The sequence below is a fragment of the Fictibacillus halophilus genome, from assembly GCF_016401385.1.
Lineage (GTDB): Bacteria > Bacillota > Bacilli > Bacillales > Fictibacillaceae > Fictibacillus > Fictibacillus halophilus.
Window position 1 is genome coordinate 3,220,194 of record NZ_JAEACF010000001.1, and the last position, 24,287, is coordinate 3,244,480.

Annotated in this window: 22 protein-coding genes; 10 read left to right on the forward strand and 12 right to left on the reverse strand. The window is 40.7% G+C overall.

Going from position 1 to position 24,287, the window contains the following annotated elements:
* The 3 genes from I5J82_RS16455 to I5J82_RS16465 form a co-directional block, all read right to left on the reverse strand.
* Positions 1-1,011, reverse strand: a complete 1,011-nt coding sequence (locus I5J82_RS16455) for a permease (protein WP_198768746.1) — start codon at positions 1,009-1,011, stop codon at positions 1-3.
* Between the two features lie 159 nt (positions 1,012-1,170).
* On the reverse strand, positions 1,171-2,040 hold the full coding sequence (locus tag I5J82_RS16460; RefSeq protein WP_269819579.1) for an NAD(P)-dependent oxidoreductase: 870 nt from the start codon (positions 2,038-2,040) through the stop codon (positions 1,171-1,173).
* A gap of 58 nt (positions 2,041-2,098) precedes the next feature.
* Positions 2,099-2,413, reverse strand: coding sequence for a hypothetical protein (locus I5J82_RS16465; protein ID WP_198768747.1), 315 nt, complete (start codon positions 2,411-2,413; stop codon positions 2,099-2,101).
* A 438-nt stretch (positions 2,414-2,851) separates the two neighbouring features.
* Here I5J82_RS16465 and I5J82_RS16470 point away from each other — a divergent pair, with 438 nt between their 5' ends.
* A complete protein-coding gene (locus I5J82_RS16470) occupies positions 2,852-3,586 on the forward strand; it encodes a YiiX/YebB-like N1pC/P60 family cysteine hydrolase (RefSeq protein WP_198768748.1) in 735 nt (244 codons plus the stop codon).
* Positions 3,587-3,655: 69 nt separating this feature from the next.
* Positions 3,656-4,861 (forward strand): hypothetical protein, encoded by a 1,206-nt coding sequence (locus tag I5J82_RS16475; protein ID WP_198768749.1) that lies wholly within the window; start codon positions 3,656-3,658, stop codon positions 4,859-4,861.
* A gap of 19 nt (positions 4,862-4,880) precedes the next feature.
* On the opposite strand, the gene I5J82_RS16480 is transcribed toward I5J82_RS16475, so the two are convergent.
* Positions 4,881-6,230, reverse strand: a complete 1,350-nt coding sequence (locus tag I5J82_RS16480; RefSeq protein WP_198768750.1) for an MFS transporter — start codon at positions 6,228-6,230, stop codon at positions 4,881-4,883.
* A gap of 440 nt (positions 6,231-6,670) precedes the next feature.
* Here I5J82_RS16480 and I5J82_RS16485 point away from each other — a divergent pair, with 440 nt between their 5' ends.
* Together I5J82_RS16485 and I5J82_RS16490 are read left to right on the forward strand one after the other, a co-directional pair.
* Positions 6,671-9,073 carry a S8 family peptidase gene (locus I5J82_RS16485; protein ID WP_198768751.1) on the forward strand — a complete coding sequence of 801 codons (2,403 nt, stop codon included), beginning with the start codon at positions 6,671-6,673 and terminating at the stop codon, positions 9,071-9,073.
* Positions 9,074-9,163: 90 nt separating this feature from the next.
* Positions 9,164-9,787 (forward strand): NAD(P)-dependent oxidoreductase, encoded by a 624-nt coding sequence (locus tag I5J82_RS16490; RefSeq protein ID WP_198768752.1) that lies wholly within the window; start codon positions 9,164-9,166, stop codon positions 9,785-9,787.
* Here the strand turns inward: I5J82_RS16490 and I5J82_RS16495 are convergent.
* From I5J82_RS16495 to I5J82_RS16505, 3 genes are all read right to left on the reverse strand, one after another.
* On the reverse strand, positions 9,784-10,086 hold the full coding sequence (locus I5J82_RS16495; RefSeq protein WP_198768753.1) for a hypothetical protein: 303 nt from the start codon (positions 10,084-10,086) through the stop codon (positions 9,784-9,786). The two genes, I5J82_RS16490 and I5J82_RS16495, sit on opposite strands and share 4 nt — an antisense overlap.
* Before the next feature lie 70 nt (positions 10,087-10,156).
* Positions 10,157-10,690 (reverse strand): DUF420 domain-containing protein, encoded by a 534-nt coding sequence (locus I5J82_RS16500; RefSeq protein WP_066399222.1) that lies wholly within the window; start codon positions 10,688-10,690, stop codon positions 10,157-10,159.
* 407 nt (positions 10,691-11,097) lie between these two features.
* Positions 11,098-12,801 carry a M3 family oligoendopeptidase gene (locus I5J82_RS16505; RefSeq protein ID WP_198768754.1) on the reverse strand — a complete coding sequence of 568 codons (1,704 nt, stop codon included), beginning with the start codon at positions 12,799-12,801 and terminating at the stop codon, positions 11,098-11,100.
* A gap of 133 nt (positions 12,802-12,934) precedes the next feature.
* Here I5J82_RS16505 and I5J82_RS16510 point away from each other — a divergent pair, with 133 nt between their 5' ends.
* The 4 genes from I5J82_RS16510 (at position 12,935) to I5J82_RS16525 (ending at position 17,833) form a co-directional block, all read left to right on the forward strand.
* A complete protein-coding gene (locus tag I5J82_RS16510) occupies positions 12,935-14,182 on the forward strand; it encodes a PucR family transcriptional regulator (RefSeq protein ID WP_198768755.1) in 1,248 nt (415 codons plus the stop codon).
* Between the two features lie 125 nt (positions 14,183-14,307).
* On the forward strand, positions 14,308-15,438 hold the full coding sequence (ald, locus tag I5J82_RS16515) for an alanine dehydrogenase (protein WP_153236744.1): 1,131 nt from the start codon (positions 14,308-14,310) through the stop codon (positions 15,436-15,438).
* Between the two features lie 292 nt (positions 15,439-15,730).
* Positions 15,731-17,095, forward strand: a complete 1,365-nt coding sequence (locus I5J82_RS16520) for an alkaline phosphatase (protein WP_198768756.1) — start codon at positions 15,731-15,733, stop codon at positions 17,093-17,095.
* Positions 17,096-17,170: 75 nt separating this feature from the next.
* Positions 17,171-17,833 (forward strand): DUF4352 domain-containing protein, encoded by a 663-nt coding sequence (locus I5J82_RS16525; protein ID WP_198768757.1) that lies wholly within the window; start codon positions 17,171-17,173, stop codon positions 17,831-17,833.
* 93 nt (positions 17,834-17,926) lie between these two features.
* Here I5J82_RS16525 and opuFB read toward each other — a convergent pair whose 3' ends face one another.
* Together opuFB and I5J82_RS16535 are read right to left on the reverse strand one after the other, a co-directional pair.
* Entirely contained in the window at positions 17,927-19,441 is a 1,515-nt protein-coding gene (gene opuFB / locus I5J82_RS16530) for an osmoprotectant update ABC transporter permease/substrate-binding subunit OpuFB (RefSeq protein ID WP_198768758.1), read from the reverse strand.
* Positions 19,434-20,405, reverse strand: coding sequence for an ABC transporter ATP-binding protein (locus I5J82_RS16535; protein ID WP_198768759.1), 972 nt, complete (start codon positions 20,403-20,405; stop codon positions 19,434-19,436). The genes opuFB and I5J82_RS16535 overlap by 8 nt, the downstream gene beginning before the upstream one ends.
* Before the next feature lie 237 nt (positions 20,406-20,642).
* Between I5J82_RS16535 and I5J82_RS16540 the strand changes: the two genes are divergently transcribed.
* Together I5J82_RS16540 and I5J82_RS16545 are read left to right on the forward strand one after the other, a co-directional pair.
* Positions 20,643-21,344 (forward strand): queuosine precursor transporter, encoded by a 702-nt coding sequence (locus I5J82_RS16540; RefSeq protein WP_198768760.1) that lies wholly within the window; start codon positions 20,643-20,645, stop codon positions 21,342-21,344.
* A gap of 232 nt (positions 21,345-21,576) precedes the next feature.
* Entirely contained in the window at positions 21,577-22,407 is an 831-nt protein-coding gene (locus I5J82_RS16545; protein WP_144696746.1) for a glycerophosphodiester phosphodiesterase, read from the forward strand.
* A 49-nt stretch (positions 22,408-22,456) separates the two neighbouring features.
* On the opposite strand, the gene I5J82_RS16550 is transcribed toward I5J82_RS16545, so the two are convergent.
* The 3 genes from I5J82_RS16550 to I5J82_RS16560 all read right to left on the reverse strand — a co-directional run bounded on the left by I5J82_RS16550 (position 22,457) and on the right by I5J82_RS16560 (position 24,212).
* The gene (locus I5J82_RS16550) at positions 22,457-23,041 is read right to left on the reverse strand and encodes a sugar O-acetyltransferase (protein ID WP_144696744.1); all 585 of its coding nucleotides are present in this window, start codon (positions 23,039-23,041) and stop codon (positions 22,457-22,459) included.
* An 84-nt stretch (positions 23,042-23,125) separates the two neighbouring features.
* On the reverse strand, positions 23,126-23,626 hold the full coding sequence (locus tag I5J82_RS16555; RefSeq protein WP_144696742.1) for a hypothetical protein: 501 nt from the start codon (positions 23,624-23,626) through the stop codon (positions 23,126-23,128).
* A gap of 91 nt (positions 23,627-23,717) precedes the next feature.
* Positions 23,718-24,212 carry a Crp/Fnr family transcriptional regulator gene (locus tag I5J82_RS16560; RefSeq protein ID WP_198768761.1) on the reverse strand — a complete coding sequence of 165 codons (495 nt, stop codon included), beginning with the start codon at positions 24,210-24,212 and terminating at the stop codon, positions 23,718-23,720.
* Positions 24,213-24,287 lie beyond the last annotated feature (75 nt).

The following is a 24,287-nucleotide window of genomic DNA, read 5'->3' on the forward strand; positions in this document are numbered from 1 at the left end:
CTATACCACAAATTGATACACCATCGTTACAGCAAAAACGGTTAGCGTTATTAATCCCATTAATACAAATACAAAACGTGTTTTAAAATAAGCAAACATCATAAGCATGTTCTTCACATCAAGCATCGGTCCATAAACCAAGAACGCAATGATCGATCCTACCGTAAACGTACTTCCGAATGAAGCCGCGATAAAGGCATCTGCCTCTGAACAAATAGATAACAAGAAAGCAAGTCCCATCATCAGACCTGTTGATGACCACTCATTGCCTCCTAGCGCCAAAAGGTCATTACGATTGATGAACACTTGGAACATACTTGCTAAAAACGCACCAAAAATAAGGAACTTCCCAGTATCAAAGAACTCATCAGATGCATGATACACCGTTTGTTTCCAACGGCTCATCGTAATACCATGTGAATGATCGTGAGCGCCATGCTCTACGTGTAATCTGAGTTGATCTTTATTGCGAAAAACCCAATATACGATCAATCCGATGATGATTGCGACAAGAAGTGCCAGTCCAATTCTGCCATATACGACTGCCATATTGTTACGAAACGCATAAAAAGTGGATAGAATTACGACTGGGTTCACGATAGGAACGGTTAATAGAAAAACCGTTCCAAGATGCAGTGGAAGTCCTTTTTTGATCAAGCGTCTTACGACAGGTATGATCGCACACTCGCAGACTGGGAAAATCACTCCCATAAATAGAACAACACCGATTCCTAAGAACGGATTCTTTGGAATTATTCGCTGGATATGCTGTTCTGTTACAAAGGTCTGTATTAGTGCAGAAACGAAAACTCCTAGTAAAATAAAAGGAACAGCTTCTATTAAAATACTTAAAAACACCGTGTTCACATGCATGATGGAACTCGGCAAGTTATCAAAAACAGAATCATTTTTAATTTCTTCCATAAATAGAAAAGAAATAATAAAGATAGCTAGCAATAAAAGCCCTATCATCTCTTTTCTTATAACATCTCTTGTTGCAAGGTCCTTCATCGTCTAACGCTCCTCTACTCCATCTGTTTTTATTTATTAGTATACTAGTTTCGTTATGAATGAAGTCTAGTATCTCGTCTCAAGTGTTTTAGTAATGCACCCTATATTTAATCGTAATTATTACGCTTTGTAAAGAGCAAAAAAAGAAACCAAGGTGAATTATCCTTGGTTCGCTAAACGTTTATATAATGCATGTGTACCGCTATCTTCTTCACCCATCTCAGCAAGCTCATCGTATAGTTTCTTTGCGAGTTGCAATCCTGGCGTCAATAAGCCCATCTCTTCCGCTGATTTCAATGCGATGTTCATATCTTTTATAAAATGTTTTACGTAAAAGCCAGGAGCAAAATCTCCTTTTAGAATTCTTGGCCCAAGGTTGCTAAGATTCCAGCTTCCTGCCGCACCCGATTCGATACTTTTCAGCACGTTCTCTGGGTCTAATCCTGCTTTTTCCGCGTAAAGAATCGCTTCGCAAACGCCCATCATACCTGAGGCGATCGCAATCTGATTACACATTTTTGTATGCTGACCAGATCCGGCTTTTCCTTGATAGACAACGTTCGTACCCATTTTAGAGAAAATCGGCTCCATATCGTGAAATGCAGATTCCGAACCACCTACCATGATGGATAGTTTGGCATCTCTGGCACCGATATCACCGCCAGAAACAGGTGCATCAAGCGTAGCAATCTTCCGTTCAGCTGCCGTTCGTTCAATTTTTTGTGCCAGCTGTGGACTAGAAGTTGTCATATCGATTAAGTAAGAACCTTCCTTTGCGTGTGCAACTAACCCTTCTGCACCTAGGTAGACTTCTTCTACATCTTTCGGATATCCGACCATCGTGATGATCACATCACAGTTTTGAGCGATTTCTTTTGGTGTGTCTGCCCATTTAGCTCCTTTTTCAAGAAGATCTTCTGCTTTTGCTTTCGTTCTTGTATAAACATGGACTGGATAACCTGCATTCATCAAGTGACCGGCCATGCTTTTTCCCATTACACCTGTTCCGATAAATCCAACACTTTGCAAATTTCTCACTCCTTTCACTCATTATAACGAAGATTAACAAAAATAAAAAAGACACCGCTTAAGCGATGACCTCTCCTTGAAGAATGCGTTCGATCTTTAATTGAGCTAACTCATAATCCATATCTAGATTCGTTAACATCGATAGCATGTCATCGTTCGAATGCCGTTTTAACAGTTGATACAAGTTTGGCTTTCGTCTCTTGATCATGGTCATAATCTCGATAGTCGGTAACGTTCTGCCTGTTGGTTTAATACGTAAAAAAGAGCGGATGTATTGTGTGAAAGCGGGTATGGCCTCTACAGTGTCTGGTACTGTGTCTAATAGCTCCTGAAGCTTCAATAATGAATCAATCAGTTCTTTGTTTCTTTCCACGAATTCGTCCCTCATCTTTCTCCGAAATTGTGTTACTTTGTTAAAGTTTCGCCTGTTTAGGCATCTCATAATAAATATCGGCAGTTTCATAGAAAGTTTAATGAGGGGTCTGACCCCACACAATTTATTTCCCGCACCCATTTACTCAACAGCTCTTAAGAGAATACTCCATTTACGGCCATCCACATTCCTCGTTTCAAGATCTCGGTAATTTAAACAAACATGAAATGCATCCAATCTTACTAGTACTTTGCAATACCTTTTGACCTGTTTCTTATCCTTTTATGTAAATCCTGCACAGTCCTTTAGGGGTATCTTTCATTTCCCTCATAAGTCCACCCTACTGTTTATTCGTTTTCGCATTTACTCACCTGTATATAAATGGTAAATTGAACTTGTCGACAAAGGGGTCCCGTATTACGGCAGGAGGTTTGGAATATGAAAAAACATCTAGTTACTAGTGTTTTAGCATTCTGTCTCGCAGCTTTTTCGGTACCAAGTGCTTTTGCTCAAGATCAAATTTCGTACAAAGATGAAATCCTAAGTATGCAGCCAGATTTAACATCAGCTGAGTTGCTTTCTAGCGTTCAGGCTATCGCAAAAAACACAGGCGATACAGAGGATGCACTTCTTAAACAGATCTACGAAGAATTAAAACAGGATCAAACAAAGAGCAAGAAAGAAAAGCAACCAAGCGGTAAGATCGGCACAATGGGTAGCAGTGGAGGAACCGTTTCTGTTGGACCAAGTTCGAAAGGAAACTTCTATTACACCGCATCTCAAACCGCCTACATGAACCATGGACACGTGGGCATGTATTACTCGAGCGACGTCATTGTTGAATCTGTCCCTGAAACAGGTGTGCGGACGATCTCAACCACATTACGAAAAGTGGATCAAGGAGATGCACAGGTCAAATCTGTTACAACAAGCTCGTCAAACCGTAATAATGCTGCAAACTGGGCGTTTAGCCGCGTTGGCATTGATGCGTATTCTTATAACTTCGTGACCAACCGTTCAACTTCACATATTGGTGATAAGAACTGTTCCAAACTGGTCTGGTCGGCTTATAAATTAAATGGAAACTTAGATTTAGACGTAGATGGCGGGTTAGGTGTTTACCCTCGAGATGTCCGGGATGCACCAGCCACACAGCTCGTCCGGAATATATAAAAAATAATAAGGCAATAAGGACGTGTAACTACGAACTTATTGCCTTGTTTCTTACAAAAGGAGAGTACAGTGAAGAAATTATTGTTTTTTTCTTTAGTCATTCTTTTCGTTGGAGGCCTTGTTTATCAATTTTTCTTTAACCAACATATCAGTGCTTCACTTTCAGTCAAAAAGGAGGCAATAAAGGAAAAAGATTTCTTATCTGATAAAAAAGCTGTTCTCTATTTTTCAACGACTGCGGACCAAGACATGGATGGTAGAGGAATCAGCCTTGCTGTTTTCATCAATGACAAAGGGGAAGCAGATGCCTTTAAGATGAACGGCTTAGAGCTTGGAAGTGTTGCTGCAGGAAATAACGAGGTTCTATTAGTCGATAGAGATAAGATTCGATTAGTCGGAGATACCTATAAAGAGTTTAATATGAAGAAATCACAGTACACGGGTGAAAGAACAGGTTATCTCGAGAAAGAAAATTTATTTTTTACTCTTTTTAATTCTGGCTTTAATTCGAACGGTGGCTATGATTCAAATATTTTATACGGTAATGAAAAGGGATTTCATAAAGATAATATTCCATATTATATTGGAACTTCCGGGGTGGATAAGGATGAGATCATCGCACTAACAGAAAATATTGAGGCAAGTGAATATTTTTTACGAAAAATAACGCCCTCAAAAAATAATATGGAAATTCAAGATATCATTCAAATAAAAAAGCCTAAGAATTCTAGCTTAAGTGGATCTTCCCCCATCCTTGCAGACAACCAATACTATTATATGATTTTAGAAAAAATATCCGAGAACGACGTATCTAATGTCTTAAATTCAGACGTTATTCTTTATCGCATCAACAAGAAGACGTTACAACAAGATGAATTTACCATCACTACTTATCGAAACGAAAAAAACTTAACAGCACATTACCCTTTCAATACAAAAAGCTCTGCACACTTGTATAACAACGTCTTGTACTACGCAAACGGTTTAGGTGAGGTATTCTCATTTGATACAAAGACGGATAAAATGAGCAAAAAATTTACCATGAAAAACGTTCGAAAAGACGGAGTTCGCTTTCATGAGCAACTCTTCTATAAAGACGATCACCTTTACGTCGTAAGACATGACGAAAAACTAAAAGAAAAATATTACATCGAACACTATTCCTTAACCGAAGGAAAGAAAATAGAAGATATTAAAATTAAAGGGTTAAACGATATCCTAAAATCGATCAAAGGCAAGTCCATCTATTCCTATGACTTTAGAATGCTGAAATAAAAAAATGTGAGTCTAGAACTTATTCAAGTTCCAGGCTCACATTTCTTTTTATTTTCACTCGATAAATAACGATTGAGATGACGACCAGAATCGTATACACGATAAACACGTTACGATAAATAGCTTCTAACGCAATCCCTTGCTGTCCCTCAATTAACAGTCCAGCAACAGCTACACCAAGCGCACCACCAAAAAACTGCACAAGCTGAAGCATACCCATTCCAGAACCCACTTCATCCTCGCTTAATATTCTAGAGTTTTCATTAGCTAAGCTTGACGTTAAGCTAGAAAACCCGATACTCGTAAACATGTAAAAAATCGCTGTCAGATAGAATGCCTTCGTTGCAAAAAGAGAAAACAGCACGACGGATACCAACAGTGCTATAAGTCCCGTTCGCATAACAGGCAGATTTCCAAATCGATCAATCCAGCGTCCCACATAAATTGCGGCTAACGCCGAAAGCATGGCACCTGGAAAAATAACAAACCCGATCGTAGCTGGTTCTTTTCCAAATAAGTTCGACAACATGACCGGCATCACGAACAACAGCGCAAAATGGGTCATGAACGCGATCAGTCCAATGATTAAGAGCGATACGTAAAGCGTGTTCTTAAATAAACTCACACGGATAAACGGATCTTCCTTTTTCTTTGAATAAAATACGAGTGTGCCAAAGAAGAGTACACTCAAGCCCATCAAGTACCATGAAAATGAAGATAGGTAGAGTAATAATGAAGTTACTCCCCCACCTGTTAACAGTGCACCTACAAAGTCGAACGATCCTTCCCGTTTTTGTTCAACAGGCAGATAGACCTTAAATACTGGCAGCAACAGCAGCACAAGGCCTGTTACGATAAAAAGAAAATTCCACCCTAACAATTGTGTGATACCGCCTCCGATTACGGGCCCTAACCCGAAACCAAGAGACGCTGCTGATGAGATCAACGACATGGCACGCCCTCTTCTTGAAATCGGAATATATCTTGTGGCAAGCACCATGCCTAGCCCTGGCACCGCACCTGCTCCCATTGCCTGAACCATACGACTGATCAATACAAACTCAAAACTATTTGAAAAATACCCGATGATGGAGGCGATTCCTAATATGATGACACCTGTAAATAACAATCTTCCAATCGGTATAAAGTCTGACAATCTACTGAATGTGATAGTCGATAAGGCAAACACGATCGAATAGCCTGAAACAATCCATGATCCTGCAGTCGGACTCAGATCAAATTCCGAGATAACACTCGGTAATGCCACGTTAAACATCGTCGTGTTCATGACTACAAGCCATACAGTTAGACTCCATAATGGAATGATCCGGTTCTCCTGAATCGTTCCATAACCTTCCTCTTTAGCCATTCGTTCACCTTCTTTCTAATCCTGTTTCCTTATACATTGTTGCTCTTGAAAGTTGTTGACCTCCGTTTCAGGTGCTCGCTTTCCGGGGGGCGTGCGGTGAGCCATCTCGACGCTTTGCGCCCTTAGTTGTCTCACCTGTCCCGCTGATCCCCCAGGAGTCTCCCACCTTACACTACAATCAACTTCTCATGGATGTTCTTTTAGTAAGTCATAAGCAACAAATGTTTATAGTACAGCCTTCTCTAAAAAACAATATTCCCATCTTATCATGGGTCTATAGAATTAGCGTTACGATTTGCTCATGAATCTTTCAGACCAAAAGACCAATGTTGTTTTTTCCAAAATAAGGACTTTTTATCTGTTTTTACCATAAAGCCAAGGGATTTAAACATGGCAGTAGAATATTACCTTGATATTAAAAATAAGGGGTGTACGCTTGAATGAAAAGCTTTTTACGCAAGACATCTAGCTTCACATTAGCATGTACGTTTGTTTTTTCTGCTTTTTCTGGTGTATCTGCTGCTCCATCTTCAACCGATTCACAACCAGAACTAGCAACACTTTACGGGAAGTACAATTTAAACTCTTCTCATGTTACAAAAGTAATGGTTGAATTAAAAGAACCTTCTGTACTAGAAGCAAAAAAGAAGGGCCAGAAACAAACGAAAGCAAACTTGAAATCCAAACGTGAAGCAGTGGTGAAAGAAATCTCCACACGCTCCAAAACATATAAAGTAAAAAATGAGTATGATCATGTTTTCTCAGGGTTTTCACTAGAGATTGCAGCAAACGAAATACCAAACCTTTTATCAACGCCCGGTGTAAAAGCCGTTTATCCTGATGTTGAATACCACACAACAGGTGATGACATGGGTGACCAATCATTCGATGATGTTTCTCCTCAGATGATGAATTCAGCGCCTTTTATCGGTGCCAACCAAGCTTGGGAATCCGGCTATACGGGAGAAGGTGTGACGGTTGCCGTTATTGATACGGGAGTGGACTATACACACCCGGATTTGGATCAAGCATTCGGTGACTATAAAGGATATGACTTTGTTGATAATGATAATGATCCACAAGAAACACCTAAAGGCGATCCAAGAGGAGCTGAAACTACTCACGGCACGCACGTAGCGGGTACTGTTGCGGCAGATGGCGGCATTAAAGGTGTAGCACCTGATGCCACTTTATTAGCGTACCGCGTATTAGGACCTGGAGGCAGCGGCTCCACTGAGAACGTAATTGCCGGGGTTGAAAAAGCGGTAGAAGACGGCGCAGACGTTATGAACTTATCTCTTGGAAACTCGTTAAACAACCCTGACTGGGCAACGAGTATAGCGCTTGATCAAGCGATGTCTGACGGCGTTGTAGCGGTAACGTCTAACGGAAACAGCGGACCAAACAACTGGACGGTCGGCTCACCGGGTACATCTAGAGAAGCGATTTCTGTTGGAGCTACACAGCTTCCATATAACGTTTATGCAGCTACATTAAAAGCAGGAAATGCTAGTTTTTCATCCGCAAAAGTAATGGGCTTTCCGTCTGAAGAATCCGTTTTAGCACTTAACGGAAAAACGTTGCCAATCGTCGATGTTGGCTTAGCCGGAACAGCTGACTTTGCAGGAAAAGATGTAGCAGGAAAGCTCGTTTTAGCACAACGCGGTACGTATGCGTTTGTAGATAAAGCAACGAATGCGAAGAACGCTGGCGCCATCGGAATGGTCATCTACAACAATGTTGCGGGCGAGATCGTTGATGTGCCTGGAATGGCAGTACCAACCATCAAGCTAACGAATGCTGAGGGCGTTCAACTTAAAAGCTTATTAAGTTCTAACCCAAACACAACGGTAACACTTGGCACCAAGTTTGATAAACAGGTCGGTGAATTGATGGCTGACTTCTCCTCCCGAGGTCCTGTAATGGATACGTGGATGATCAAACCAGATGTTTCTGCACCTGGTGTAAACATCGTAAGTACTGTACCGACTCATGACCCTGCAAATCCGCATGGCTACGGCGCGAAGCAAGGAACAAGTATGGCCTCTCCACACGTTGCAGGTGCTGCCGCTCTTTTATTAGAAGCACATCCGGACTGGGGTGTTGACGATATTAAAGCAGCTCTTATGAATACAGCGGAAGATCTTTTCGATGCTACTGGAAAGCTATATCCGCATAATACACAAGGAGCAGGAAGTATCCGTGTAGTCGAAGCGATTGAAACTGAGACACTTGTATCTCCTGGCAGCCATTCTTTTGGCGTTTTCTCCAAAAAGAAAGGCAAGGAAGTTAGAGGCGAGCACTTTACGATTAAGAATTTAAGCAACAAGTCAAAAGATTATTCTTTTGATGTAGATCTTGAAGGCGTAAAAGTAACGACAAGCAAGAATTTAAAGATCAAAGGTAACAGCTCAAAAGACGTTAAGTTTAACGTACAAGTGGACGCTTCTAAGTTGGCAGCTGGCTACCACGAAGGAACGATTACCATCAATGACGGAAGCAAAGAAGTAGTTGTGCCGACGATTCTCTTTGTACAAGAGCCTGACTTCCCTTCGATCACTAGCATCAGCGCTACAGCATTAGGAAATAATGCATTCACTTTTTCAGCTTACTTCCCAGCTGAAGCCGACAAAGTCGATCTGTTTCTATACGACAGCAACCTGACGAAAGAAATCGGTCTGATCGGCAGCTACGAAGATGTTCCAAAACAGTATAATGACTTCCAATGGGACGGAAAGATCTCTGGACAAGCTGTTGCACCAGGTAAATATCGCGTTGTCGCATTCGCTGAAAGAGGCGATAAACTCGACAGTCGATACACGGATGTTATCACCCTTCAATAAAAAAAATCCCTTGCCGAGCTTTCGGTAAGGGATTTTTTGATGGTTAACATTAAATGATATGATAAGAAAAGAACGATCAGGAGGTATTTTATGAAACTATGCATACTAGGTGCGACAGGAAGAGTCGGACAATATTTTACTAAAATGGCGCTCCAGGATGAAATCAGGGTTTCTGCACTTTTACGTGACCCCGAAAAGTTGCCGCACTCTATTTTGAGTCAGATCTCTTTTACAAAAGGAGACGTTCTAAGTAAGGAATCCGTAACTGAAGCCATGGCCGGATGTGATGTCGTTTTCAGCGGTCTATCAACAGACGGAGCTAATGTCCTTTCCGAGGGTATGCCTATAATTATCGAAGCAATGAAAAAGGAAGGCATCTCTCGTATCATCACGATCGGTACAGCAGGCATTTTACAAAGCCGCACAGAACCTCACCTACTTCGCTACCAATCATCTGAATCAAAGCGTAAGTTAACAAGAGCGGCGGAAGATCATCAGAAAGCATTTACTCAACTGCAAGAAAGCGGGCTGAATTGGACGATCGTTTGTCCCACTTATCTGCCAGACGGAGAACCTACTGGCACGTACCGAACGGAAAAAGACGTTTTACCGATCGACGGTTCTAAGATCAGTACCGGAGACACCGCTCATTTTGCGTTCTCTCTTTTAAGAAAGAATGACTTTCCAGCGTCACGTGTAGGAATCGCATATTAAAACCTTCGAGGCATATCTTGAAAAAAGTAGACACCAAGACTTAAGAAACCCACTCCGATAATAAAGATAAAAAACTTGATGAACCATTTCGGAAAAAAGCCTACCAGCTTATCAATAAAGGTTACAAAGATGAATTCTACCAGAGCACCGAAGAACGTTTCTGAAACACGGCCACCTTTGTAACTTGCGTCATACTGCTTTTTATGCTCAATTTCTTCTTTTTGATAACGGATGCCATATACGATAACAGCAATTCCGAATCCGCAAAGAACGACAGGTATGATCCAAAACCAGCTCATCTCTCATTTCCTCTCGGTACAGAAAAGACTTTTGCTGTTTTCATATGATCAGCAAAAGTCCTCTGTTTTTTTATGAATAATACGGCGCGATCATCAAATAAACAATAACACCTGTCAAACTCACATAAAGCCATAGGGGCATCGTCCAACGTGCAATCTTACGGTGTTTCTCCACTTGCATGTTGAAGCCTCTCGTAACGGTGATTAACGCTAGAGGTACGATAACGATCGCAAGCAAAATGTGTGTGATCAAGATAAAGAAATAAACGTACTTAAGGGGACCTTCACCACCATAAGACGTAGATTCTGTTAAATAGTGATACGTTACATACGACAGCAAAAAGAATGTTGTACTCGTGAATGCCGCCAAGATAAAGCGCTTATGCAGCGTGATGTTCTTTTGTTTAACAAAATAAAGAGCAGCGAGCAAAAATACGAAAGTAAAGCTGTTAAAGATCGCATTCAAACGCGGCAGCAACGTTACATCAAAAGCAATTTCTCCCTCATACTCTGGCAGGAAGAACAACACGGCCACAAGTACGTTGATCGCAATAGATAGTCCGATAATTAGCGGTGTATAGTTACGCTGTTTCGTTTCAGCCATTTGGTATTACTCCTTTTCCACTAAAAGTCTTTAAAACTTCTAAGATTCCTTATTATTTTACCACTCAAGACCCTATTCACAAACATATAGGCAGCTGAAAACAGCATTCCCCATACAAGTGTCAATAATTCTTCAAAAAATGAGAAACTTAGCAGGAATACACCCTAGGGTATTTACGATTGCGAATAAAGACCAATCCAGAAGTTTGCGCCATCAATCCAGAAGATTTTGCGTTGAATCCACGAGTTTCGTGCCTGAATCCAAAAGTTTTGGCGTTTTATCCACGAGATGTCATTTTTCGACATTTTCTGCAGCAGTAATACCCCCTGCCCGTGTCCGTCTCCATCGCTCACAAAAAAGAAAAACCGGCACACGGCCGGTTCTCCTCAAACAAATCACTATATCATTTAAGCTTTCACAAATTGCTCCTCATCCACTGTAGCAATGAACTTCTCTACTTCGCCGACAACCGACGCTACACAACCTTTTTCAAAAGGAGAGATCAAGCCTGCTTCCTCAACCAGCTTTGTAAAAGGTAGACTTCCTCCCTTTTGACAAAGGGCGAAATAATCTTCCCATGCACGCTCAGAATTCTCGCCAGCACGCTTCCAAAACTGAAGTGCACAGATCTGAGCGAGCGTGTAATCAATATAATAGAAAGGCGAGCGGAAAATGTGGCCTTGTCTATGCCAAAAGCCACCGTTTTCTAAGTACTCTAGCCCATCATAATCACGATGTGGTAAATAGGTTTTCTCAAGCTCTCTCCATTTTGAACGACGTTCAGTTGGCGTCGCATCCGGATTGTCGTATACAAAGTGCTGAAACTCATCAACCGCAACACCGTACGGGATGAACTCTACCGCACCTGTTAAGTGAGAGTATAAATATTTTTCTGTGTCCTTACCAAACAGCTTTTCCATCCAAGGGTACGTTAAGAACTCCATACTCATTGAATGGATTTCACAGGCTTCAAGGGTTGGGAACTGGTATTCGGGAACTTCATACCCTCTGCTCGTATACATCTGGAATGCATGACCGATCTCATGCAGCAATACGCGAACGTCGTTATCGGACCCGTTGAAATTTGTAAAAATGAACGGTGCCGTGTAGTCCTGTAGATACGTACAATATCCGCCAGGCGCTTTTCCGCTTTTACTTTCAAGATCCATGAGCTCATCTTCTGCCATATAGTTGAAGAACGCTCCAGTTTCTTGTGATAGCCCACTAAAGACCTGCTTCGACTGATTCACAATCCACTCTGCATCTCCTTGAGGCTTAGGATTGCCTGTTGTAAAGCTGAACGGCTCATCGTAAAACTTAAACTCATTGATCCCGATGCGCTTTTGCTGACGTTTCTTTAACGTTGTACAAAGCGGAACGATGATCTCTTTAACTTGCTCACGAAACACTTTGACATCAGCGGCGTTATAATCCGTTCTTCCCATACGGTCATACGCAAGTTCCGTAAAATTATTGTACCCTAACTTTTTAGCGATTCCTGTTCGTAGATGAACGAGTTCATCATAGATGGAATCGAACTTTTCTTGGTTGGAACTCAAAAAAGCGTTCGCGGCCTTACTCGCCGCTTTTCGTGTTTCGCGATCTGCAGATTGAACGTATGGAGAGAGTTGCGCAAGGTTCAGCTCTTTTCCGTCAAACTCGATCTTAGCTGAAGCCATCACTTTTACATATTCCGAGCTCAACTTATTCTCTTGCTTGAGGTCCTCTAATACATCTTCAGAATACGTCTTCACTTTTAATTCAGCCAAGCGGAACAGCTGACCGCCCCATTTACGCTCTAACTCATCTTTATAAGGAGATTGGACAAGCGCTTCATGAAAAGCCGTAACCATTCCTTGATAAACGGGCAGATTTTCATCCATAAACGCTTGCTCTTCCTTATAATAAACATCTTCTGTATTAATCGTGTGGCGGATTTTGGCTAGCCTTGCTTTTGATTCGAAACTGTTACGAAGCGCTACGACCTTTTTCATCGCTTCATTCTGCTCATCAGCTGAACTCGCGTCTTTAAAAACCTTTACCGCTTCTTCAAACTCTGTTTTCAAACTTGCAACATCGGGACGTTCATATGTAAATTCACTAAACTTCATTAGATAGGCCTCCCATTCATTTACAATCCATTCCTGTATTACCATTTCTACAATCTATCTCTTTTCTCCTGTAATCCATTTCCCTTTTTCGATAGAATATAGACAGATAAACTAATGGCGGGAGATAAAAGTAATGAAGAACTATCAATCTGATCCTTTTAAAGGAACTTTCGGCAGTCTTGAAAATTTAGCAGACAAGATTAGCGACGTTTTGTCGTGCCCTGTAACGATAGAAGATCAGAATCACCGACTCCTTGCTTACAGCACACATGAAGACGGAACAGACCCTGCGCGTATCGCGACCATCATCGGGCGGCGCGTACCGGAAAAAGTAGTGAACAGTCTGTGGAAAGATGGTGTGATTCCTAGACTGCAAGAAAGCGATGACCCTGTTCGTGTTGGCACGATACAAAATGTTGGACTTGGCGACCGTGTGGCGATATCGATTCGAAAGAACAATGAAGTTCTCGGATACATTTGGGTTCTTGAAGTGGAAAAACAATTAACATCAGATGATATGCAATTGTTAAAGCTTGCTGCTGCTTCAGCTAAAAGTCAGCTTCTTCAAATGCAGATCGGCACAAAAAAGAAAGAAGAAAATCGGCAAGAGCTTTTCTGGAAGATGCTTACCGGTAACCTTCCTCAAGAAGAGCATATTTTAGAAAAACTGCACGAACTTAACATACTGCCGGTCCTCCCAGCAGCTGTATTTATTCTGCAGCTAGAGGAAGAGATCACACCAGCTATCGAAAAAGATATTTTATACCTCGCTGCAGTCAACCAAAAAATCAATGTTCTCTTATCAGCGGCTGACGCGAATCAAATGCTCCTCCTCGCCTCACCTGTTGGAAAAGAGCCACCTTTGGAGCTTGCAAAGTCTTTTGTAGAATCCTTTTTTACACATATGAAAGAGCGGTTTTCTGTGTCAGATATTAAAGCGGCATATGGAAGTCTTGTCACTTCCTTTTCTCACGTGGAAAAAAGTTATAAAGAGGCATCAAGTGTACTAGCTGTTCAGGAAAAGCTCGGCGGAGAAACATTAACCTTGAACGGCTATCACGAACTCGGCATCTACCAATTCTTAGATGCCATTTATGAAAAACAACAAAGACAGAGCTATCATAATGAAATGATTCGAACTCTTCAGGAATATGACCGTCAACATAAGACAGAGCTTTATCACACATTAGAAACGTATCTGACGTTAGATGAAAACCTGAACAAAGCATCAGAAGTGCTTCATATTCACATGAACACATTACTTTATCGTCTTAAACGGATCAGCGAGCTTACGAATATTGATATGAAAAGCCCTCATCAAAAAATCATGATCTATCTTGATTTCAAGATGAATCGGTTATTTAAACAAGAGCGTTTGTGAATTATCACAAATGCTTTTTTTCATTTTCTAGATTCTCAACAATGAAAAGCTCAATCCCTAGAACTATACTGAAATCACAATTGAAAACGCACTCAAAGAGTTTATTCATATAGGAGGATTCACAAATGATTATTGGAGTTCCAGCAGAAATTAAAAATAATGAAAACCGCGTAGCGATTACGCCATCAGGTGTTATTACACTAACAGCAGCAGGCCACAAAGTACTTGTAGAAAACAATGCAGGTGTTGGCAGCGGATTTACGAACGAAGATTATGCGGCAGCAGGAGCTGAAATCGTAGCAGAAGCACAAGACGCATGGTCAGCTGAAATGGTTATGAAAGTTAAAGAACCTTTAGCATCTGAGTACAAATATTTCCGTTCAGATCTTATCCTTTTCACTTACTTACACTTAGCTGCAGAGCCAGCATTGGCAAAAGCACTAACAGAGAGCGGTGTAACAGCGATCGCTTACGAAACAGTTGAATTTAACCGTACGCTTCCTCTATTAACACCAATGAGTGAAGTTGCAGGACGTATGTCTGCACAAATTGGTGCGCAGTTCCTTGAAAAGCCAAAAGGCGGAAAAGGTATCCTTCTTGCAGGCGTACCAGGTGTTCGTCGCGGTAAAGTGACAATCATCGGTGGCGGTGTTGTAGGTACGAACGCAGCAAAAGTTGCAATCGGACTTGGCGCTGACGTTACGATCATTGACCTTAGCCCAGATCGTCTTCGTCAACTTGATGATATCTTCGGAAACAGCATTCAAACATTAATGTCTAACCCATTAAATATTGCACAAGCTGTAGCTGAATCTGATCTAGTAATCGGAGCTGTTCTTATTCCAGGAGCAAAAGCACCTAAATTGGTAACTGAAGAAATGATTAAATCCATGACTCCAGGATCTGTTGTTGTTGATGTTGCGATCGACCAAGGTGGTATCTTTGAAACGGTTGACCGCATCACTACACATGACAACCCTACGTACGATAAGCACGGAGTTGTTCACTATGCAGTAGCAAACATGCCTGGTGCGGTTCCTCGTACGTCTACGATCGCACTTACAAACGTAACAGTTCCTTATGCACTACAAATCGCTAACAAAGGTGCACAAGCAGCAATCGCTCAAAACCCTTCTTTAAAAGCGGGTCTTAACACAGCTGGTGGTTTCGTAACATATGAAGCAGTTGCAACTGACCTTGGCTACGACTATGTTTCAGCTGAAGTTGCATTAGAAAAAGCCGTTCAAACGGTATAATGGATCGAATGAAAAGAAGCTAGGCTCATAATTCTGAGCCTTAGCTTCTTTTTTGTGTTTTCCTAGTGAAGGTAATTATCCGTTTTAGACAGATGCCCAGTCTCTTATAAGAGGTCATAAATTCTCGACAAACGTCACATCGATTTTTTATTAAAAATCCCTACTATCCACCATCTTCATAGAACCATTTTCCCATTTGTTTACACAATCTTAACATTCTCATAACCTTACTAAAATATTATCGGAGTATAATTCCTCACTGTAAGACAACTCAAAACAACAGGAGGCTATTATGGCTATTTCAAAAAAGGTACTATCTGTTGCAATGGCAGGAACTCTTGCTATAAGCGGTTTAGCAATAAATCAAGCATCAGCTGATGATAAAAATAAAGAAAATGAAATTCGAAACGTAATCTTTTTAATCGGTGATGGCATGGGGCCGACATACACGACTGCCTATCGCGCTTTTAAAGATGATACAAAAACACCAATGATGGAAGAAACAAAACTTGATAAGTACTTGGTAGGGATGCAATCCACATATTCTCATGATGAAAAAGAGAGTGTAACGGATTCTGCTGCTGCAGCTACTTCAATGTCAGCAGGAATCAAAACCTATAACGGTGCAATCGCCGTTGATATGGAAAAGAAGGATGTAAAAACCGTTTTGGAACAAGCGAAGGAAAACGGTAAATCAACTGGTTTAGTCGCAACATCTCAAATTAACCATGCTACACCAGCTGCATTCGGTGCGCATGATGAATCTCGTGAAAATTATAACCAAATCGCTGATGACTATTACGATGATATGGTGAATGGCAAGCATAAGGTTGACGTGCTTTTAGGCGGAGGCACTAGCTATTTTGAACGTAAAGACCGCAACATTACAAAAGAATTCCAAAAAGATGGTTACTCTTACGTTACGAGCCGTGACCAAATGTTGAAAGACGACAACGAACAAGTTCTAGGCTTATTTGCTCCAAAAGAGCTAGACAAAAAAATCGACCGTCCAAAAGAGCAGCCATCCCTTAAAGAGATGACAAACTCTGCATTGGATCGTTTGAATAAAAATGATGATGGTTTCTTCCTTATGGTGGAAGGAAGCCAAATTGACTGGGCTGGACATGACAACGATGTTGTTGCAGGAATGAGTGAAATGGAAGACTTTGAACAAGCTTTCCAATCTGCAATCGAATTTGCTAAAAAAGACAAGCACACACTTGTAATCACAACAGCTGACCACTCAACAGGTGGGATGACAATGGGTCGTGACGGAGATTACAAATGGGATCCTGCTTCAATTAAAGCAGCAAAGAAAACACCTGACTATATCGCGAAGCAAATCGCAAAAGGTGCACCTGTAGAAGAAACATTAAAGAAATATATCGATCTTGAATTAACACCTGAGGAAGTTCAATCTGTTAAGGATGCAAAAGAAAAAAGCGGTGATGTATTAGAAATCGATAACGCTATCGAAAAAATCTTTGATCTCCGCTCAGGAACAGGCTGGACAACAGATGGGCATACGGGAGAAGATGTTAACGTTTATGCATACGGACCAGGATTGGAGAAATTCACTGGAAAGATCGACAATACGGATACAGCAAAAGAAATTTTCTCTATCTTAGAGAAAAGCAAATCTGCATTAGAGAAATAATATTTTCTCAATAGGTAATTCTAACAAAAAAGCATCCCGTTTATACGGGGTGCTTATCTTTTAGGAGGTGGATCCATGCCTTTGAAAGGTTGGATAACGCTTGTTTTATCAGCTGCGTTAATCACTGGCTGTTCAGCAGATACGAACAAGGATACAAGTACACCACAAAACGAGTCCAATAAAAAGGAATCTAAAAAACAGTCAGGAGAACAAACCTTCACAGACAGTTCTCAAGCTTCAGATGATACAGGACTAACGGAAATCAACAAAAAAGTTGCAGACCAAGATGGAACAATCACTTTAAAGAAATATGCGAGAGTAAATAAGGAACAACAGGCAGATTCAATATCCCTAACCATTGATGAAGTAAAAGTTTTACACTATGCACCATCTCTAGATCTTATAGATTTCTTTCATGGTTATACAAAACAAGATGAATTTCCTTATGTACGTGTAAACGTAAAGATTGCTAATCAAGGAAAAGAGACCGTTCATTTCAATCCCGTATCAACAATCAAAACTGATCAAGGGGAAACCGTAACGTGGGAAGATGACTTTTACCTGGAGAAATTAAACGGAGAGATCAAACCAGGGGAAGAAAAAGTAGGAAGCCTTGGATTTATTCTGAACAAAACCAATTCAGATAAATTGAATTCCATCACCATAACATCCAGCGAAGTCGTTAACGATCAGAAAAAATCAATTTCAAATCCTCTAACCTTTAATGTTGATTTCTAGACTATAAAACATCCATGCAGGAATAGCTCTGCATGGATGTTTTTTTATTTTCCGGGAAATTTTTGTCGAATCTTAATGTATGATGGTAGAAGCTTATAGAAGTCCTTCCTTCTTCAAGAAATCCTCCGCGACTTTCTTAGGTGATTCTCCTCCAACATTCACCTTATAATTCATCTCGCGCATTTCATCGTCTGTAATTTTCCCTGCTAGCTTATCCAACGCATCCTTTAGTTCTGGGTACTTCTCTACCGTTTCTTTACGAAGCATCGGTGCACCCTGATAAGGAGGAAACAGCTTTTTATCATCTTCTAGTACCGTAAGTTTGTATTGACGCAGTTCGCTGTCTGTTGAGTAAGCATCTACAACATCGATCTCGCCTTTTTTCACCGCATTATATCTTAGCTTCGGCTCCATCGTTCTTACATTTGCAAACTGAATATCGTACAGTTCCTGAATTCCTTTGTAGCCATCTTCACGATCCGAAAATTCTAGCGTAAAGCCTGCATTTAAGCTTTGGCTGACACTTTTTAAATCTGAAATCGTTTTTAAGTTGTACTCTTTCGCCAACTGTTCAGGAACAGCAAGCGCATACGTATTGTTATATTTCATTGGGCTTAACAGCTGCATATCAAACTTACTTTCCATCCCACGTCGAGCTTGTTCATATACTTTTTCGCTATCAGTACTTGTTGCGTTCTCCTTTAAAAACTCTGCGATCGCAGTTCCTGTAAATTCCGGATAGATGTCTATGCTTCCTGATTTTAGCGCATTAAATACAAAGGAAGTCTTACCAAGCCCTGGCTTCAGTTCCACATTTAGATCGGTTTCTTCTTCAATTAAAAGTTTGTACATGTTGATCAATATCTCAGGCTCAGAACCTAGCTTACCACCGATAACGATATCTTCTTGTCCACCTTTCATTGCAAAAGGAACAATTATGACTAAAAGAGCCGCTATCAAAAATGCGCTGACGGTTGTTAGCGCTCGTTTAAACGACAAAAGTTCGAACCTTCTGAGCAGAAAATCAAATAAGATCGCAAGCAATGCGGCTGGAACAGCTCCAAGTACAATCAGCATCGTGTTATTGCGGTCAATACCGAGCAAGATAATATCACCAAGTCCACCTGCTCCAATTAAAGCTGCAAGCGTAGCGGTTCCAATGATTAGGACCATGGACGTTCTGATTCCTGCCATAATAACTGGCATCGCTAAAGGAAGTTCAACCTTCATCAATCTCTTCCTCGTGTTCATACCCATCGCTCTCGCTGCTTCAATTAATGAAGAATCCACTTCCTTAATTCCAGTATACGTGTTTCTTAAAATCGGAAGCAGAGCATAAACAACAAGAGCGATAATCGCAGGGACCTTCCCAATCCCAAACAGCGGAATCAAAAGTCCTAAAAGAGCAAGTGACGGGATAGTCTGCAACACAGCCGTCACTCCGATAATCGGTTCAGCCACTCTTGGTTTTTTCGTTAGATAGATACCTAGAGGGATTGTGATGACCACAGCAAATAGAAGAGCGATAAACGAAATTTGAATGTGCTCGATCAGTGCACTTGCAAGTTCACCTTTTCGATCTTGAAATACTTGCATGAAATTATTCATCTCTGCTACCTCTTTCCTGCAAGTGATCTGCAAGATATTGAATAACAGCCTGTCTGTTCAGCGTTCCTATAATCGCACCATGATCTTCAACCGTTACTTCATTTTCACGAATTAAAATATCTAGTGCATCCTTCATACTCGTTTTCACTGAAATGGAAGGTAATTGATAATCTAGACCAATTTCATCTGCTTTCAATGGAATGACAAGCTTTCGAAGATCTATATTTTCAACAGAACTTACACTCTCTGTTCCTACAAAATTTCTTACAAAATCATCGGCAGGGTTTTCGAGCAGCTCCTTTGGCGTTCCCACCTGTACGATAGAACCTTCATTCATCACACAGATCCTGTCTCCAAGTTTGATTGCTTCCTTCATGTCATGCGTCACGAAAACAATGGTTTTCTTGATGTTTCTTTGAAGGTTAAAAAGATCTTCCTGCAGCTTTTCTCTACTAATGGGGTCGAGTGCACTAAAAGGTTCATCCATAAGGATAATGTTAGGATCTGCAGCTAGTGCTCGCACGACACCAACACGCTGCTGCTGTCCCCCAGAGAGTTCTTTAGGCTTTCGATCTCGATACGTCTTCGGATCTAAACCGACCATCTCAAGAAGCTCGTCCACTCTCTTACGAATTCTCTCTTTGTCCCATCCTTTTAACTCGGGAACGATACTAATATTCTCTAGGATCGTCATATGAGGAAATAAAGCGATCTGCTGCAGTACATACCCTATATTCCAACGTAATTCATCAATTTTGTAATCACTGATTCTCTTGTTATCGATGGAAATCGTGCCTTTTGTAAGGCTTATCAGCCGGTTGATCATCTTAAGCATCGTCGTTTTTCCACAACCACTCGGACCAATCACGACAAAAAATTCCCCTGGCTGTATCGTTAAATTCAAATCGCGAACCGCAGACGTTCCATCACGGTATTCTTTAGAAACATTATCAAAAGTTATCATACACCTGCTCCTTAGTGTGCTTTATCTATTACAAGCAGTATTTCCGTTTTTTCTGTAATCAATAATCAATCTACACTATGTATTGCACAAAGAAAGAGAATGTAAACTACTCTTGTACTATATATTTATATGGTTTATTGATTAATTACAAAAACTGCCTTATAATGGGGAACTGTTGTGTTAAAAGTGTTTCGCGGTTCGCAAACTCCCGCGTTATCAAAACTAGGAGGAATTTTTATGTTTAATTTTTATTTTGGTGTAGCTTTTGCACTGGTTAATTTTATATTGTTTTTAACGTGCTATAAGTGGTTTGGCCGTATGGGATTGTTTGCTTGGATCGCAGCAGCTACCATTCTTGCTAACCTGCAAGTTGTTAAAACGATCGAGATGTTCGGTCTTGTAATGACTCTCGGTAATGTGATCTACGGAACTATTTATTTAGCAACAGATCTAATCAATGAGAAGTACGGAGAAAAAGAAGCGAAAAAAGCCGTTTGGTTCGGGTTCTTTACTCTCATTATGACGACGATCATCATGCAGATGGTGCTCGTGTTTCAACCGCACGAAAGTGACATCTTCCAGCCGCATCTTGAAGCAATCTTTGGATTTATGCCACGCCTAGTAATCGGTAGTCTCGCTGCTTACTTAATCAGTCAGTATCTAGACGTTAAACTTTTTGCGAAACTGAAGAAAAAGTTTTCACGTCCTGATCAGCTTTGGATTCGTAATAACGGTAGTACGATGGTGAGTCAGCTTATCGACACGGTTATCTTTTGTACGATTGCTTTTGCTGGTGTGTTCTCATGGGATGTTTGGATTCAGATTTTCTTTACAACGTATGTGATTAAATTTGTAGTGTCAGCGGCTTCCACGCCGTTTATCTATATTGCAAGAAGCTTCAACCATCCGGAAGAAGACCTTCAGAAACTAGGCGTTTAAAATGCCTGGTTTTTTCTTTTCCTTTACAGTGGCGACATCTCCTTCACCCCACCTTTACAGAACAGTCTTTTGTTAAGATATCCCCTCATATAGACCTTTTTTTCTTTAAAATACTAAGGAGATTTTGACCATTCTTTCCCCATTTTCCTTTGTTAGCATAATGAATGTGAACCTGATTGTTGCATGAGGCGAGCAGGTTCACGGACCATACAATGACAAGGGGATGAATGACATGAGCATGAAGAAGACAGCAGTTGCATCACTACTTTCAATGGGGATTATCGGTTCGATCTATAGTACTTCCACACTTGCTTACGACCCGTCTGATCGCGTTCAAACCGTCGCACACCGCGGAGCTTCAGGCTATGCGCCAGAAAATACGATGGCCGCGTTCCATAAAGGTGTAGAGATGAAATCCGATTATATTGAAATTGATGTACAAGAAACAAAAGATGGTGAGCTCGTTGTCATTCATGATGTTACACTCGATCGAACAACGAACGGAACGGGATATGTAAAAGATCATACGTTAGAAGAGATCCGTCAGCTTGATGCCGGAAGCTACTTTGGGGAGAAGTTTATAGGAGAGAAAGTTCCTACTTTTGAAGAAGTACTTGATGAATTCCGCGGAAAAACAGGCATTTTAATTGAATTAAAAGCAACATATTACTATCCCGAGATCGAAGAAAAAGTAGCTGCAGCTATAAAGGAACGAAACATGCATCTACCCGCTCATGATAAGATTATCATTCAATCATTTGAGTTTGGTTCTATGCAACAGATAGACAAGTTGCTTCCTAGAGTGCCTGTTGGCGTACTTACTTCCAATCCAACCGACTTAAGTGAAGCAAAGCTCGATGAGTTCGCTACATATGCTGAATTTGTAAACCCTAGCAGAACCCTTGTTAATTCTTCAATCGTTGATGAGGTGCATGAGCGTCATATGGGCATCATGGCTTGGACAGTTCGAAACAAACAAGAAGTCAAGCCGCTCTTAGATGCAGGTGTTGATGGCATTATCACCGATTATCCGGATTACACGCCAAAGCATAAATCAAAATAAATGATTATAAAAAGTGTTGAAGCTATGGGTTGCTTCAACACTTTTTTACTTAATTAATATTCTCTTTGATTATTTTGCATGGGTTACCTACAGCTACACAATTAGCTGGAATAGATTTTGTGACAACACTTCCCGCTCCGATTACAGTATTGTCACCTATCGAAACACCCGGTAAGAGAACGGAATTTCCACCGATCCAAACATTGTTTCCGATTGTCACAGGTTTGGTATTCGTTCGATATGGAGCTTCGTTTGCCTGTGGATGCTTATTGATTCTTTCCAACACGGTTATAGGGTGCGAAGCCGTGTAGATTTGGACATTAGGTGCGATCAATACGTTTTCCCCAATCGTAATCTTGTTATTATCTAACAAAACGCAATTAAAATTGATAAAGGTATTACGTCCTATAGTAATATTTTTTCCGAATTCACATTGAATAGGTTTCTCAACCCAAACCCCTTCTCCTAAACTGCCTAATAATTTCTTTAAGATCTGTACTTTCCTTTCGATCTCATCAACGCTTGTCGTATTAAAGGTCTCCACAAGCTTTTTGGCATCGAACGACATTTGTAAAAGTTCAGGATCTCGGGTGTTATAAAACTCTCCGGATAGCATTCTGTCAAACTCTTTCATCTAATCCCCCCATGGCTATTTTTTCTTATTACCATCTAACAATAAAAAAGCATAGAAGTCCAAAACTTCCATGCTTTTTGTGATTTATTTATGTTTAGCCAAAACCTCATCGAGCTTCGCGGATTTTTCACTAAGTTTTTTATTGATTTCTTCATTGAGACTCAGCCACTGGTTCATCTTCTCTAATGCAAGCTTCTCATTATTTGCTCGGAAAGCATCGTGCATCGCTTTTTTCGTTTCATGTGCTTGGTTTTGCAGAGTCCTTAACTCTTGATGAATCTGTTTCATCTCCTGCCAGCCGGCTTTGTTCGCGCTTCGTTTTTCTTTTAGTTTCTGCTTCCCAGCTTTAACGTGCATGTCAAAAAGCTGGTCTTTCTTTTTAACGATCTCCTTTTGAATCTCTAATCGTTCAATTTTAAGAGCGTTCGCTTTATGAACCTGCTCCTCAAAATTTTTCATCTGCTTAAAGTGTTGACCTCTCTTATGTGCCTCCACTTGAACCTTTTCTTGATTGGCAGCCGACACCGTAATTGCACCACTCGTTAGAACTGAAAACGCCAGTGCAAGAGGGATAAATTTTTTCATCACACTCACTCCTTTAACTTTTATACAGGTATCATTTGTTAAAGGAGCGAAAATCTTACGTTCATATGTATGTAAATTCTTTGACATTTCTTCATAACTTTTTAAGTGCACGGTTGACCGTCTCTCGTCTTAGGCCAACAAACTGCCCGATTTCTTCTTGAGTCAGCACTTTTTCGATCTGGATATTCGGAAAATAATTGGCGAACCACTCTTGAAGTTTTTTTATTTTTCCTTCTGGTGTTAAGGTAGACATCTGATTGACGCGTTGCTGCATCATCCTTAGTTTCGTTTCTAGCATTAATGCCACTTCTTTGTATCTGTATGGTTCCTCTTCCAGTGAACGATACCATTGCTGCGGTTCAATGCGCGTGATCTCACACGGTAACAGCGCTATTGCGGTTCCGTTGTATTCGTTTGGACTACTTAATGAATGATGTGGAATCACTTCGCCTGGAATAATTAAATTCAACAAAACTTGGCTTCCATCTTCATGAACTCTAACGATCTTTAATAAGCCGCTTTCTAACCGAAATAACGGACCTTCTTCTCCTTGCCTGAATAAAATCTCGCCTTTTGCCATCAGCATGATTCTTCCTCCTGCGTACGTATATCGTATGTATCACCTATTCTACACATCCTCCATATGCTTGTAGGTAAGGAG